General features: G+C 69.7%; 13 protein-coding genes. 9 read left to right on the plus strand and 4 right to left on the minus strand.

Annotated features, from left to right (window positions below; genetic code table 11):
* The first annotated feature begins 13 nt into the window (after positions 1–13).
* From ROJ8625_RS05505 to ROJ8625_RS05510, 3 genes are all read left to right on the plus strand, one after another.
* Entirely contained in the window at positions 14–718 is a 705-nt protein-coding gene (locus ROJ8625_RS05505; protein WP_085790883.1) for a cobalamin B12-binding domain-containing protein, read from the plus strand.
* Positions 719–819: 101 nt separating this feature from the next.
* On the plus strand, positions 820–993 hold the full coding sequence (locus ROJ8625_RS20955) for a hypothetical protein (RefSeq protein WP_159456730.1): 174 nt from the start codon (positions 820–822) through the stop codon (positions 991–993).
* 10 nt (positions 994–1,003) lie between these two features.
* Positions 1,004–1,648 carry a DUF1638 domain-containing protein gene (locus ROJ8625_RS05510; protein WP_085790884.1) on the plus strand — a complete coding sequence of 215 codons (645 nt, stop codon included), beginning with the start codon at positions 1,004–1,006 and terminating at the stop codon, positions 1,646–1,648.
* 1 nt (position 1,649) lies between these two features.
* Here ROJ8625_RS05510 and ROJ8625_RS05515 read toward each other — a convergent pair whose 3' ends face one another.
* Complete coding sequence (locus tag ROJ8625_RS05515; protein ID WP_085790885.1) at positions 1,650–3,452, minus strand: divergent polysaccharide deacteylase family protein; 1,803 nt, start codon at positions 3,450–3,452, stop codon at positions 1,650–1,652.
* Between the two features lie 247 nt (positions 3,453–3,699).
* On the opposite strand from ROJ8625_RS05515, the gene trpD reads away from it, so the two are divergent.
* The 5 genes from trpD to ROJ8625_RS05540 are packed head-to-tail and all read left to right on the plus strand — an operon-like array spanning position 3,700 to position 7,812.
* Complete coding sequence (gene trpD, locus ROJ8625_RS05520; RefSeq protein WP_085790886.1) at positions 3,700–4,713, plus strand: anthranilate phosphoribosyltransferase; 1,014 nt, start codon at positions 3,700–3,702, stop codon at positions 4,711–4,713.
* A 2-nt stretch (positions 4,714–4,715) separates the two neighbouring features.
* Positions 4,716–5,360, plus strand: coding sequence for a uracil-DNA glycosylase (locus ROJ8625_RS05525; protein ID WP_085791338.1), 645 nt, complete (start codon positions 4,716–4,718; stop codon positions 5,358–5,360).
* Entirely contained in the window at positions 5,357–6,160 is an 804-nt protein-coding gene (gene trpC, locus ROJ8625_RS05530) for an indole-3-glycerol phosphate synthase TrpC (RefSeq protein ID WP_085790887.1), read from the plus strand. Before ROJ8625_RS05525 ends, trpC begins: the two co-directional genes overlap by 4 nt.
* Positions 6,161–6,163: 3 nt before the next feature.
* On the plus strand, positions 6,164–6,640 hold the full coding sequence (moaC, locus tag ROJ8625_RS05535) for a cyclic pyranopterin monophosphate synthase MoaC (RefSeq protein WP_085790888.1): 477 nt from the start codon (positions 6,164–6,166) through the stop codon (positions 6,638–6,640).
* On the plus strand, positions 6,637–7,812 hold the full coding sequence (locus ROJ8625_RS05540) for a molybdopterin molybdotransferase MoeA (protein ID WP_085790889.1): 1,176 nt from the start codon (positions 6,637–6,639) through the stop codon (positions 7,810–7,812). Before moaC ends, ROJ8625_RS05540 begins: the two co-directional genes overlap by 4 nt.
* 6 nt (positions 7,813–7,818) lie before the next feature.
* On the opposite strand, the gene ROJ8625_RS05545 is transcribed toward ROJ8625_RS05540, so the two are convergent.
* Positions 7,819–10,176 (minus strand): hybrid sensor histidine kinase/response regulator, encoded by a 2,358-nt coding sequence (locus tag ROJ8625_RS05545; RefSeq protein WP_085790890.1) that lies wholly within the window; start codon positions 10,174–10,176, stop codon positions 7,819–7,821.
* A gap of 104 nt (positions 10,177–10,280) precedes the next feature.
* Positions 10,281–11,435 carry an RsmB/NOP family class I SAM-dependent RNA methyltransferase gene (locus ROJ8625_RS05550; RefSeq protein WP_085790891.1) on the minus strand — a complete coding sequence of 385 codons (1,155 nt, stop codon included), beginning with the start codon at positions 11,433–11,435 and terminating at the stop codon, positions 10,281–10,283.
* Between the two features lie 141 nt (positions 11,436–11,576).
* Here ROJ8625_RS05550 and ROJ8625_RS05555 point away from each other — a divergent pair, with 141 nt between their 5' ends.
* Positions 11,577–11,903 (plus strand): TraR/DksA family transcriptional regulator, encoded by a 327-nt coding sequence (locus ROJ8625_RS05555; protein ID WP_085790892.1) that lies wholly within the window; start codon positions 11,577–11,579, stop codon positions 11,901–11,903.
* A gap of 37 nt (positions 11,904–11,940) precedes the next feature.
* On the opposite strand, the gene guaB is transcribed toward ROJ8625_RS05555, so the two are convergent.
* Positions 11,941–13,389 carry an IMP dehydrogenase gene (gene guaB / locus ROJ8625_RS05560; protein ID WP_085790893.1) on the minus strand — a complete coding sequence of 483 codons (1,449 nt, stop codon included), beginning with the start codon at positions 13,387–13,389 and terminating at the stop codon, positions 11,941–11,943.
* Positions 13,390–13,502 lie beyond the last annotated feature (113 nt).

Raw genomic sequence — 13,502 nt, forward strand, 5'->3', positions numbered from 1 at the left:
GGAGGACCCGACGATGGCCGATGCGGAAGATGATCTGATCCTGTCCGAGCTGCCCGACGAGGAGCTCGTGCCGCAGATGCACGACGACCTGTACGACGGTCTCAAGGAAGAGATCGAGGAAGGCGTGCACATCCTGCTGGACCGGGGATGGGCGCCCTACACGATCCTGACCGAGGCGCTCGTCGCCGGCATGACGATCGTCGGCCGCGATTTCCGCGACGGGATCCTGTTCGTGCCCGAGGTCCTGCTCTCGGCCAACGCGATGAAGGCCGGCATGGCGATCCTAAAGCCGCTCCTCGCAGAGACCGATGCGCCGACAGTGGGCCGCATGGTCATCGGCACGGTCAAGGGCGACATCCACGACATCGGCAAGAACCTCGTGTCGATGATGATGGAGGGCGCGGGCTTCGAGGTCATCGACATCGGTATCAACAACCCGGTCGAGAAGTATCTCGAGGCGCTGGAGACCGAGAAGCCCGACATCCTCGGCATGTCGGCGCTCCTGACCACGACCATGCCGTACATGAAGACGGTGATCGACACGATGGTCCAGGAGGGTATCCGCGACGACTACATCGTGCTGGTGGGCGGTGCGCCCCTCAACGAGGAATTCGGTCGTGCCATCGGCGCGGACGCCTATTGCCGCGACGCCGCCGTCGCGGTCGAGACAGCGAAGGCCATGATGACGCGCAAGCACAATTCGATGGCGCTCGGCTGAGGGCGGGCATCTGCCGTAGCGTCAAACCGCCACCTTTCGGGAACGGGGCTTTTCTTGTGCCGGTAACCGGCCCATATTTTGGCACAAGAGAGGAGACGTTCATGCCCGTGACCTTTTTTGCCCTGCTCGTGCTGTTCGCGATGTCGATGGCCGCCCTGACGATCTGGGCGCTCAGCGCGTTCGGAGCGATGACGATCCTGCCGATCCTCATCGTCGTGGCGCTGGTGCTGCGCTGGGGCCTCGGGCACGTCCCCTACGACGACCGCCAGGCCTGACAGGTCGGCGGTGAGCGACACCGCTCCCGACGACATCTCGCTGACCGTTTCCGGACGGGCGCCCGAACGCAGTGGCCGGCTCCTGCTGATCGCATGCGGAGCGCTTGCGCGAGAGATCCTCGCGCTGCGCCATGCAAACGGCTGGCACCACCTCGATCTCGCCTGCCTGCCCGCCATCCTTCACAACACGCCAGACGCGATCCCGGACGCGGTCGAAGCCGCGGTGCACCGGCATCGCGACGCTTACGAGCGCATCTTCGTGGTCTACGCCGATTGCGGCACCGGGGGGCGTCTCGCGGCGCGCTGTGACGCGCTTGGGGTCGAGATGGTGCCTGGGCCGCACTGCTATGCCTTTTTCGACGGCTTGTCGGCGTTCGACACGCGCGACGAGATGACGGCATTCTACCTGACCGACTTCCTCGCGCGTCAATTCGAGGCGTTCGTGATCGAGCCGCTCGGGCTCGACCGGCACCCGGAACTACGCGACATGTATTTCGGGCACTACGACCGCGTAATTTACCTCGCACAGACCGCAGACGCGACCCTGACGGAGCGCGCCCGAGCCTGCGCAGATCGCCTGGGCCTGCGGTTCGAACGCCGGTTCACCGGCTACGGCGATCTCGCGACGACGCTCGACCGCTGGGCGGAGGCCTGAGCTAGCCCGATGCGCCCCGGCGCAGGACCTGCGACGCCGGCACGAGAGCCACTTCGTCGGCCCGGTCCTGAAGCGACCACAGCAGCAGCGCCGAAATCGTATCGGCGCGCAGCCGGCCCAGCATCACCACCGCGCCCTCCTGCCCGGCCCGGAACGCGGCCTGGTCCAGAAAGCGGCGCTGCACCGTCGGGTCCTGCCCCTCGCCGTCGAAATCGCGGAAGATCGTGGCCGACGGCACGCCGGCGCGGGCTGCGAGCTGCTGTCCGGTGTTGAGCCCGTCCGGCGCCATCAGGAGGCCGTGCCCGCTCGACGACAGGATCTCCGCGACCTGGTCGGACACGGCGCGCGAGCCTTGCAGCGTCGAGCCCGGCCGTTCGAGAACGCCCACGGCCTCGGGCAGCGCGCTGAGCGCCGCCTCGATGGCCACTTCGGCATCGGCGGGCGTTCCGGCCTCGGGCATGCCGGCCAGCGCCATGACCTCGAAGCCGCGCGCGCGGTAGCCCGACATGCGCTCTTCGACATCGGGCAGCCCGGGATCCACCGCGAAGGTGACGGGGAACGGGAACGCGTCGAGCGCGTCGGGGCCGAGCGGCCCGGCGCCATCGTCGATCAGCACGACAGAGAGAAGCGGCCGATCGCCGGCCTCGACCGCGGGCGCGGCATAGCGCTGGATCGGCGGTGCATCGGCGTCCTCCGCCGTGCCGGTGTCCGACGCCGCGGCCTCGGGCTCCGCCCCCGGGCGCCGGACGGGCACCGCGTTTTCGCGCTGGGTGAAGCTGCCGGCGCGCTCGCCGATGGCCGGGCCGCCGTCCGTCTCATCCTCAGTCGCGGCATCGGCGGTATCCTCTGCCGCGTCGTCGGTCGCGGGGGCGTCTTCCGTGGCCGTATCGGAGTCACTCTGGTCGGCCTCCGGCGTGTCCGCGCCGTCGGTCTGCGGCAGCGCGGCGATGCGTTCGTCGGGCGTGGCCCCGTCATCGGGAATCTCGGCCACAAGCCCGCTCTCCTCGCTCGGAACGTCCGGCGCCGGCGGCTGCGCGGGTTCGGTGGCGATGTCGGGCAGCGCCTCGCGGGCCGGGGCGGCCGGGCCGTCGGACGGCGGCGGAGGCGCTACTGGCGCGTCGTCGGCGACGGCCACCTCGCCCGCCTCATCAGGGGCATCCGGCGCCGCGAGCGCGTCGCTGTCCTGCGCCGCCTCGGGGCGTGCCGCGGGCGATGCCGCGTCAACGGCCGGCGCCGCGCGCTCCTCGGATGCGGGCGCATCGAGCCGCGCGGCCTCTTCGGATACCGCGACCGGAGCCTCGTCGCCGGGCCTGCGGGCTGGCTCGCGCGGTTCAGGATTTGTATCCGAAGCGGTCGCGTTTTCGGCGTCGACTGCCGGTTCGGTGGTTTCCGCGTCTTCGGGCGTATCCTCGGACTCTGCGGGATCGACCGATGCTTCGGCCGTCGTCTCCGCACCATTGGTGTCCGCGTCAGCGTCGGTCTGCGTCTCTGTCTCGGGGGCTACGGCGACCTCGGGTTCGGGGGGCGGTGCAGCGGTCTGCGATGTCTCTGTCGTCGTCTCGGCTGGCGCGTCCGTGCCCGCCGTGTCGGCCGCGACACCTTCGGCGGGCGCTTCGCCCGGGGCCTCTGCACGGTCGTCGGACGTCTCCCTGCCGACGCCCGGCGACGGCGTCGTCCCGGTGTCCGGTGCACCGGCCATCGGACGATGTCCCTCGGGGAACCCGACCACCACGGACAGCGCACCCGCCGCGGCCACCGAGGCCACGAGACCCAGCGCCGCGCCCGACAGAAAGCCCTTGGCCATGAGACGATCCTCTTCTGCTCACCCGTCCTCGGCGACGCGGTCGCAGCCTCGTTCGCAGGGCTGCGATCGCCGCGCCGGCCCGCCTCTTGACGCGCCCTCGCCGCTCGCCGCATGTATAGCCCGACGTGGCTCGTCGCGGCCAGCCCCCGACACGCCCGCCGGCCCGCCTGCGGCCCCAGAGCCACCGGATTTTCCCGACCGACCGGACACGCATGACCCCAACCTCTCCGACCTGCCCGGCCGTCTGATGAGCGACGCGCTGAAACCCCTGATCGGCGCCGCCGCCGACCGTCCGCTGACCCGCGACGAGGCCACCCGCGCCTTTTCCATATTGTTCGAGGGCGAAGCCACGCCGAGCCAGATCGGCGGGCTTCTGATGGCATTGCGAACGCGGGGCGAGACGGTCGAGGAATATGCCGCGGCCGCCGCGGTGATGCGCGCGAAATGCCACAAGGTGAAGGCCCCCGCCGACGCGATGGACATCGTCGGGACCGGCGGCGACGGGAAGGGAACGCTCAACATCTCGACGGCTACCGCCTTCGTGGTCGCGGGCGCCGGTGTCCCGGTGGCCAAGCACGGCAACCGCAACCTGTCGTCGAAATCGGGCTCGGCTGACGCGCTGACCCAGATGGGCGTGAACGTCATGGTTCCGGCCGACCGGGTATCGGGCATCCTGTCCGAGGCGGGAATCGCGTTCATGATGGCGCCGATGCACCACCCGGCGATGGCGCATGTGGGCCCGTCGCGCATGGAGCTCGGCACACGGACGATCTTCAACATCCTCGGGCCGCTCACGAACCCTGCCGGCGTCTCCTACCAGCTGACCGGCGCCTTCTCGCGCCTGCTGATCCGGCCGATGGCGGAAACGCTGCGCGCGCTCGGCGCCGCGCGCGCCTGGCTGGTTCATGGTGGCGACGGTACCGACGAGCTGTCGATCGCCGGGGTCAGCTGGGTGGCGGCGCTCGATGCGGACGAAGTCACGGAGTTCGAGGTTCATCCCGAAGAGGCCGGCCTGCCCGAGCATCCCTTCGAGTCGATCCTGGGGGGGACGCCGCAAGAGAACGGCGCAGCGTTCCGCGCTTTGCTCGACGGAGAGCCGTCGGCTTATCGCGACGCGGTGCTGCTGAACGCTGCCGCGGCCCTGCGCGTGGCGGGCCGGGCGAACGACCTCATGACCGGGGTCGCAATGGCGGCCGAGAGCATCGATTCCGGCGCCGCGAAGGCGCGGGTTGAGGCGCTGGCGCGTCTGACCTCGGCGTGACCCTGACCCCGCCACCGGCCTGGGCGCATCTTCCGTTCTTCACGCGCGACCTGCCGGCAATCGAGGCCGCCCTCGACGCCGAGCAGCGGACGATCCTGCCGCCGCGCGCGGAGGTCTTCGCCGCGCTGAACGCACTCCCGCCAGAGGACGTGCGCGTTCTGATCCTCGGCCAGGATCCCTATCCCACGCCCGGCCATGCGCACGGCTTCGCCTTTTCGGTGGCGCCGGGCTTGCGGCCCCTGCCCCGGTCCCTGGGAAACATTTTCAAGGAGATGGCCGCCGATCTTGGCACGGCGCCAACGGACGGCGACCTGCGCGGCTGGGCCCGCGAGGGGGTCTTGCTGCTCAACACGGCGCTGACCGTTCCGGCGGGCGCGGCCGGCGGACATGCCAATCTCGGCTGGACCGCGTTGGCCCGCGACGTGGTACAGGAACTTTCGCAGGCGCCACGGGCCTTTGTCCTCTGGGGCGCGCAGGCACAGCGCTATCGCCCCTTCATAACCGGCAGCGATCACCTTATCCTTGAGAGTGCACACCCATCGCCGCTGTCGGCGCGGCGGGGCTTCTTCGGCTCCCGCCCCTTTTCGCGCGTCAACGACTGGCTTAAGGCCCGTGGCGAGAGAGAAATCAACTGGATGAGGACATGACAGAGACCATTCTGGACAAGATCAAGGCCCACAAACTCACCGAGATTGCATCGGACAAGGCGACGATGCCGCTGGACCTCATCGAGGGCGCGGCACGCAACGCCGATCCTGTCCGGCCCTTCGTCGACAGCCTGCGCCGGGCGCAGACCAACGGCTACGGGCTCATCGCCGAGATCAAGAAGGCCTCTCCGTCCAAGGGTCTCATCCGCGCCGACTTCGACCCGGCAGTCCTCGCCACAGCATACGAACGCGGCGGCGCCACCTGCCTGTCGGTCTTGACCGACATGGCGTTCTTCAAGGGCGCGAAGCCCTACCTGAGCCAGGCGCGCGGCGCCACGATGCTTCCCACGCTGCGCAAGGACTTCATGTTCGACCCCTACCAGGTGGTCGAGGCACGTTCGCTGCATGCGGACGCGATCCTGCTGATCATGGCGGCACTCGACGATGGTCAGGCGGCCGAGCTCGAGGCCTGCGCGATGGAGTGGGGGATGGACGTCCTGATCGAGGTGCACGACCGCGCGGAACTCGACCGCGCGCTGGCGCTGAAGTCGCCGTTGATCGGGGTGAACAACCGCGATCTCAATACCTTCGAGACCTCGCTTGACGTGACCCGATCGCTGGCGGCGCATGTGCCCGATGACCGGCTTCTCGTCTCGGAATCGGGGCTGCACAGCACCGAGGACCTCAAGGCGATGGCCGAGGCCGGCGCGCGCAGCTTCCTCATCGGCGAGGCGCTGATGCGCGAGGAAAACGTCGAGGCGGCAACCGCGCGCATCCTCGCCGATCCGGTGCCAGCCTGAGCCATGGCCGGGTTCACGCATTTCGATGCCGAGGGCCGCGCGCAGATGGTCGACGTCTCCGAAAAGGCGACGACCGCGCGCATCGCCGTGGCGGCAGGCTGGGTCAGGATGTCGCCGGAAACGCTTGAAATGATTGTCGAAGGACGGGCCGACAAGGGCGATGTCATCGGTGTGGCGCGGCTCGCCGGGATCATGGGCGCCAAGCGCACGTCCGACCTGATCCCGCTCTGTCATCCGCTGCCCGTCACGAAGGTTTCGGTCGATCTCGTGCCCGACAGCGAATTGCCGGGCCTGCGGATCGAGGCCACGGTCAAGACGACAGGCCAGACCGGCGTCGAAATGGAGGCGCTGACCGCGGTGTCGACCGCGGCGCTTACCGTCTACGACATGGCCAAGGCGGTCGATCGCGGCATGGAGATCGGGGGCGTGTCGCTCCGGCTCAAGGACGGCGGGAAATCCGGCCGGTACGAGGCGCCATGATCCCGGTGGCGGCGGCGCTCGATGCCCTCTTCGATCTGGCGCGGCCGACCGAGACAGAAGACGTGCCGCTGCGCATGGCCGGCGGACGCATCTTGCGCGAGGATGTGGTCGCGTCACGCGACCAGCCACCCTTTGCCGCGTCGGCGATGGATGGATACGCGATCGCGGACGGCGCGGCGGGCGACCGGTTGCGCGTGATCGGCGAAAGCGCCGCCGGCCACCGCTTTGCCCGTGGCGTCGGTCGCGGCGAAGCGGTGCGGATCTTCACCGGGGCGCCGGTGCCCGAGGGCACGACGCGTATCGCGATCCAGGAGGACGTGACCGCCGAGGGCGACTCCATCGTGCTCGACAGCGACGATGCCGCGACGCATATCCGCCCGTCGGGCGGCGATTTCCGCGCCGGGTTCCGCGTGCCGGCGCCGCGCCGGATCGGGCCACAGGATCTCGCGCTACTGGCGGCGATGAATGCCGGCACGGTGCGTGTCGCGCGGCGCCCGCGCGTTGCGATCATCGCGACCGGGGACGAACTGGTCATGCCAGGCGACGCCCCGGGGCCGGACCAGATCGTCGCCTCCAACACGTTCGGGTTGCACGCGCTGCTGCAGGATCTCGGAGCGGACCCGCGCCTGCTGCCGATCGCGCGCGACACGACAGCTGCTCTCGACACCGTTCTGGGTCTCGTCGACGATGCGGATCTCGTCCTGACGGTGGGAGGCGCATCGGTCGGCGATCACGACCTGGTGGCGCAGGCGGCCGCGGCCCGTGGGCTCGATCGGGCGTTCTACAAGGTCGCGATGCGGCCGGGAAAACCCTTGATGGCCGGCCGGCTCGGCGAAGCCGCGATGATCGGCCTGCCGGGCAACCCGGTTTCGGCGATGGTGTGCGGGCATGTCTTCGTCGCGCCGGTGGTCCGGGCAATGCTGGGCCTGGGCGCCGCCCCGGCGCCGCGCCAGGCGGCGCCTCTGGCACACGACCTGTCCGAAAACGGACCGCGCGAACATTACATGCGCGCGCGGCTCGAGGACGGTGTGCTGCACGTGTTCGATCGTCAGGACAGTGCGCTCCTGAGTGTGCTGCAGGCGGCGGACGCGCTGGTCGTTCGCCCGCCACGGGATGACGCGCGCCGGGCCGGAGAGCGTGTCGCTTACCTCCCGCTGGGTGGGCATGCGTAACGGGCTTTAGCCGCCGGTCCGGATCCCGCTCGCGCCGTCGGCGTCCGGATCCTCGGATTTCGTCGTTCGCAGGGCGCTTGCCTCGGCCAGGCCATCCTGAACGACCTCTGCCAACTTGTTGAGCGAAAACGGCTTCTGCAGGAAGGAGACATTCGACATGTCGCCGGCGCTGGCCCCAAGCGCATCGGTCGCGTAGCCGGACATGAAGATCACCCCCACATCGGGCCGCGCCTTACGTGCCTCGCGGACCCAGGTCGGACCGTCGCGGCCGGGCATGATCATGTCGGACACGATCAGGTCGATCTCGAGGCCCGGATCATCGAGCATCTCCAGAGCGCATTCGCCGTTCTCGGCCTCCAGCACGGTGAACCCTTTCAACCGGAGGCCGCGTGCCGCGAAGGCGCGGACGGGCGACTCGTCCTCAACGAGCAGCACGACACCGCCGGTCACGGGCGGACCGGCCTGCGCGCGTGCGGCGGGCCGCGCCGGCACCGCTGCGGCGTTCGTCACGCCGCTCTGGGCGGGGAAGATGAGGCGAAACGTCGTGCCGACGCCCAATTCGCTGTCGAGGAAGATGAAGCCGCCGGTCTGCTTGACGATGCCGTAGACAGTGGACAGGCCCAGTCCGGTGCCCTCGCCGCTGCGCTTGGTCGTGTAGAACGGTTCGAACACCTTGCGAACCTTGTCGGGCGCGATACCGGTGCCGGTGTCGGTGACCTTGACCACGACGTAGTCGCCGGGTTCGACCTCGGCGCGGTCGCGTTTCAACGGGCTGTCGAGTGTCAGCCGCTCGGTCTCGACGAGGATCCGCCCGCCGTCGGGCATCGCGTCGCGCGCGTTCACCACGAGGTTCATCATCACCTGTTCGAGCTGCCTTTGATCGCCGCGGATCGCTGGCAGCGCGGGCTCGTGCCGCAGCTCCAGCGAAATCCGCTCGCCCACGAGGCGGTTGAGCAGGTGCGTGAGGTCGGACAGCGTCTCGCGCAAATCGAGCAGTTCGGGCTTCATCGATTGCTTGCGCGAGAACGCCAGGAGCTGGCCGACCAGAGCGGCGGCGCGATTGGCGTTCTGGTTGATCTGGAGAAGATCGTCGTAGGCGGGATCACCCCTGAAGTGCCGCAGCAAGAGAAGGTCGCAGTGCCCTGATATTGCAGTCAGAAGATTGTTGAAGTCGTGGGCGACACCGCCCGCGAGCTGACCGATGGCCTGCATCTTCTGGCTCTGGACGAATTGCGCCTCGAGCGTCTTGAGTTCGGTTGCGTCCGTCATCACGGCGAGCAGGTCGCCGCCCGAGGTCCGTGTCAGCGCGACCTGAAGGAACGTCTCGCGGTGCGCGCGACTGAGGCGGAGAAATTCCGGACGGTTCAGTCCGCGTCCCTCGGCCGCGTCCGCGATCCATTCGGCGATCGGGCGGCCCAGCCCCTCGAGCAACGTGCCGAGGCGCGCGCCCTCGTGGCAGTCGAGCGCGAGCAGCGACCGGGCCTCGCGGTTCGCGGCGAGGATGGCGCCGTCACGTGCGACAGTCACGAGCGCGATCGGCAGCGTTTCGAACACCGTCGACGGCATGGTTCCGGCCTCGGGTGCGGGCAGGAGCGCGATCTCCGTGCGTCCCGGACCGGCCGACAGGCACCGGAACTCGATCCGCTGCCGGCCGTCCGCCGTGGCAATTTCGTGCACCGCGCCGTTGTCGACCGTGTCACGCCCGACAAGGTCCGACAGAGCCCGGACGCGCCGGCCAAGAAGCACGCGCGCCGATCCGTTCATCGCGAGGATGGCACCGCGACGCCCGACCGACAGCGCCGCAACGCCGGCATCGCCCGACGGCGCGGCGACCACCTCTTCGATCCGCCAGAGCGTCAGGCCGGGACCGGCCGCGCGCGCGGCGACGCGGACCGCCGAGTCACCCAAGACCACGTCCTCGGCGGCGCTGCCGGTCTTCGCCGTCGAGTCGCTCAACCGCTGCAGCAGGGCCGCGGGATGCGCCAGTCGTTCCCGCAGGCAATCGACAAGGCTGCCCCCCGGGTCGGCGCAGAGATCGCGCCGCGCCGCGGGGTTGGCGTAGCGCACGACGAGGTCGTCGGAGCAGAGCACACTGGGAAACGGGTCGCCGTCCAGAACGCTCGCAACATCCGCCGATGCCAACGGCGTCGTGCGACCGCGCGCTGTCTTTCGGACGCCGAGGACCGCGCCAGCGCCCGTGAAAACGGCCCCGGCGCCGATCAACGCCACGGAGATCGCGGATCCGGGCGTCACGGCGGAGAGCACGAAGCAGAGAATGCCGAAGACGAGCGCGAGCGCCCAGAGAGCGTGCCGCGTTGGCCGGCCGGCCTCACGGCCCGCGAAGCTTAGCTCCGCTTCCATCATTCGTCACTCGTCCCTCGCACTCGGCGCGTCGCCCCTGATGGTCCGCAGCGTGGCCGGCGCCCCCTAATTTTCGGTAAAGCGCGGTTGCAGAGGCTACAGTCGCGTCATGCGTGCATCAAGTGTGCTGTAAAGAAACCGTCCCCATCCGGTCCGGGCAGGAACTGGCGGCGCAGGACACTACGCCAGCCGGGGCGACGGTCGAGAAAGGCGTCGATGCGCGCATCGTTCTCGTTGGGCAGGATCGAGCATGTGGCATAGGCCAGCGTCCCGCCGGGCGCGAGCAGATCCGCGGCGCGGTCGAGAATCCCGTCCTGTATTGCCTGCAGTTGCACCAGACGTTCGGGTGACAGCCGCCATTTCTCCTCGGGCGTGCGCCGCCACGCGCCGCTGCCCGAACATGGCACATCGGTGAGAACGAGGTCATACGCGTCCTGCGGCGCTCGGAGGATCCGGATGTCGGCGCCGGCGCGGTTCGCGCGCGGGGGCAGATCGCGCATCCGCCCCGGATCGGCGTCCCACGCCTCGACCGGGCCGCCGCCGAGGCGCGCGGCGATGGCGAGAGCCTTGCCGCCGCCCCCCGCGCAGAGGTCGAGAACGCGCGCGCCCGGCGCCAGCGGGAGAAGATCGACCACGGCCTGACTCGCCGCGTCCTGCAGCTCGACCCGGCCGTCGCCATAAGCGGTGCACTGCGCGACCCGGCGCGCATTCGCTGTCACCGTGAGCGCGCATGGCGCGAGCGGGTTCGGAGCTGTCTCGATCCCCTCGTCCGCGAGCGCCCGCACGGCGCTCGTGACATCGGCCTTTAGCGTGTTGACGCGCAGCGTGACCGGCGCGCGCACCCGCAGCGCCGTCGCGACGGCTTCGGCCTCCGCGCCGTAGGCCGCGTCGAGCCTGGCACAGAGCCAGTCCGGCAGATCCCATAGGTCGTGACCCTCGGGGCCGGCCCCTCCGGACCGCTCCTCTTCGGTCAGCGGCGCCGGACCGTGCCGCGTGCCGGTAAAGAGCGTGTCGGGATCCGCATCGTCGAGCCGCAGGAGGCCGAGCATGATGTGCCGGCCCGAGGCGCCGCCGCCGGCCGCGCTGGCCGACCGCCACCGCCGCAACGCGTCGAAGACGTGATCGCGCACCGCCGCGCGGTCCTTCGACCCGGCGAACCGCGCACCGCGCGCCCATGTCGTCAACGCGCGTTCGGCGACCTCGCCCGCGGCGATCCGGTCGAGGATCTCGGCCGCGGTCTGCACCCTTGCGTCTGGCGTCATGCCCGGTCTCCGTCACTGCCGTTTCGAAGGCTTTTCCCAGAGCGCCGCGCCCGCGGCAACGCCTTGATCTGGCGCAAAGCCGGCATGTGCCCGGGATGGCAGGGTGACCCGAAGACGGCTCACGAAACGAAAGGACCGCCAATGACCGACCGGATTCTCGCAGACGCCGAGGCGACGCTGCGCCGCCGCCGCGCGGAGCTTGTCGCTGCGCTCGGCCGTATCGAGAGCGCGCTCGACGAGACGCCGAACCCCGACGCAGAGGATCGTGCCACCGAGCGCGAGGGCGACGAGGTGCTGGAGGCGTTGGGGCGCTCGGACGAGACGGAACTTCGCGCGATAGACGCGGCGCTGGCGCGGATCGCGGAGGGCACTTACGGCACCTGCCAGACATGCGGCGACACGATCGCGCGCGAAAGGCTCGCGGCGGTGCCGACGGCTGCGCTCTGCCGCGACTGCGCGCGGCGCTGACGCTGGGTTTGCGCCGGAGTCCCGGCGCAAAGATCAGTCAGCCGACGCGATAGTTCGGGCTTTCGCGGGTGATGGCGACGTCGTGCACGTGGCTTTCGCGCAGGCCGGCATTGGTGATCCGCACGAAATCGCAGTTGGCGCGCATCTCGTCCACGGTGGCGCAGCCGGTGTAGCCCATCGCCGCGCGCAGACCGCCGACAAGCTGGTGGAGGACCGCGGTCGCCGAGCCCTTGTAGGGCACCTGCCCTTCGATCCCCTCGGGCACGAGCTTGTCCGAGGCCGCATCCTTCTGGAAATAGCGGTCGGCCGATCCGCTCGCCATCGCGCTGAGCGAACCCATGCCGCGATACGCCTTGAACGACCGGCCCTGGAACAGAATGACCTCGCCCGGGCTTTCGTCGGTCCCGGCGATCATGCTGCCGACCATGGCGCAGGAGGCGCCGGCGGCGATCGCCTTCGCGAAATCACCGGAATACTTGATGCCGCCATCGGCGATGATCGGAACGTCGCCGGCGGCCGCGGTACAATCCATGATCGCGGTAAGCTGCGGCATCCCCACGCCGGCCACCATGCGCGTCGTGCAGATCGAGCCCGGGCCGATCCCGACCTTGACCGCATCCGCGCCCGCGCCGATCAGCGCGCGTGTCGCCTCGGCGGTGGCGACGTTGCCCGCGATGACCTGAACCTCGTTCGACAGCTGCTTGGCACGCTCGACCGCACGCGAGACGCCCTCGCTGTGGCCGTGCGCGGTGTCGATCACGATCAGGTCTACGCCGGCATCGACCAGCGCCGCGGAGCGCTCGAAGCCCGCATCGCCCACGGTGGAGGCCGCGGCCACACGCAGCCGGCCGAGTTCGTCCTTGCACGCCGTCGGGTTCAGGACCGCCTGCTCGGTGTCCTTGAGCGTCAGCAGGCCGGTCAGCCGACCCTGCGCGTCGGTCACGAGAAGCTTTTCGATCCGGCGCGCCTTCATCAGGTTCTTGGCCTCGTCGCGGTCGGCGGGCTCGGCCAGGATGGCGAGGTTGTCCTTCGTCATCATGGCGTGGACCGGCGTTTCGTCCGACGTGGCGAAGCGCATGTCCCGGTTTGTCACGATCCCGACGACCCGGCGCCCCTCGTCGACGACCGGAAAGCCGGTGAAGCCGTAGCGCTCGGTGAGCGCGCGCGCATCCGCAAGCGTCTGGTTCTGGGTCAGGGTGATCGGGTTGTAGACGATCCCGCTCTCGAAGCGTTTGACCCGGCGCACCTCGCGGGCCTGCTGCTCGACGTCGAGGTTCCGGTGAATGACGCCGATGCCGCCCGCCTGCGCCATGGTGATGGCCATCCGCGCCTCGGTCACCGTGTCCATCGCGGAGGACAGCAACGGAATGTTCAGCGCGATGGATTTCGTGACCCGCGTGCGGGTGTCTGCGGTCGAGGGCAGCACGCGGCTCTCAGCGGGAACGAGCAGGACATCGTCGAAGGTCAGCGCCTCGCGAATCTCCATGAGCGGCACTCCTTTGGAGGGGATCGGTTGGCGCGTCCCCATCGCATGTATGCGCCGCAGGGGAAAGCCCCAAAGCGCGCATGTCTCCGCGGGCCCGGGGCGCCACCGGCGCA

This window comes from Roseivivax jejudonensis (genome assembly GCF_900172265.1).
GTDB lineage: Bacteria > Pseudomonadota > Alphaproteobacteria > Rhodobacterales > Rhodobacteraceae > Roseivivax > Roseivivax jejudonensis.

What these genes read in the sequence shown, in the direction of transcription:
- ROJ8625_RS05515 (WP_085790885.1), bottom strand. Translation starts at nt 3,452, where the DNA reads ATGGCCAAGGGCTTTCTGTCGGGCGCGGCGCTGGGTCTCGTGGCCTCG.
- ROJ8625_RS05545 (WP_085790890.1), bottom strand. Translation starts at nt 10,176, where the DNA reads ATGATGGAAGCGGAGCTAAGCTTCGCGGGCCGTGAGGCCGGCCGGCCA.
- ROJ8625_RS05540 (WP_085790889.1), top strand. Translation starts at nt 6,637, where the DNA reads ATGATCCCGGTGGCGGCGGCGCTCGATGCCCTCTTCGATCTGGCGCGG.
- moaC (WP_085790888.1), top strand. Translation starts at nt 6,164, where the DNA reads ATGGCCGGGTTCACGCATTTCGATGCCGAGGGCCGCGCGCAGATGGTC.
- trpD (WP_085790886.1), top strand. Translation starts at nt 3,700, where the DNA reads ATGAGCGACGCGCTGAAACCCCTGATCGGCGCCGCCGCCGACCGTCCG.
- guaB (WP_085790893.1), bottom strand. Translation starts at nt 13,389, where the DNA reads ATGGAGATTCGCGAGGCGCTGACCTTCGACGATGTCCTGCTCGTTCCC.
- ROJ8625_RS05555 (WP_085790892.1), top strand. Translation starts at nt 11,577, where the DNA reads ATGACCGACCGGATTCTCGCAGACGCCGAGGCGACGCTGCGCCGCCGC.
- ROJ8625_RS05505 (WP_085790883.1), top strand. Translation starts at nt 14, where the DNA reads ATGGCCGATGCGGAAGATGATCTGATCCTGTCCGAGCTGCCCGACGAG.
- ROJ8625_RS05550 (WP_085790891.1), bottom strand. Translation starts at nt 11,435, where the DNA reads ATGACGCCAGACGCAAGGGTGCAGACCGCGGCCGAGATCCTCGACCGG.
- ROJ8625_RS20955 (WP_159456730.1), top strand. Translation starts at nt 820, where the DNA reads ATGCCCGTGACCTTTTTTGCCCTGCTCGTGCTGTTCGCGATGTCGATG.
- trpC (WP_085790887.1), top strand. Translation starts at nt 5,357, where the DNA reads ATGACAGAGACCATTCTGGACAAGATCAAGGCCCACAAACTCACCGAG.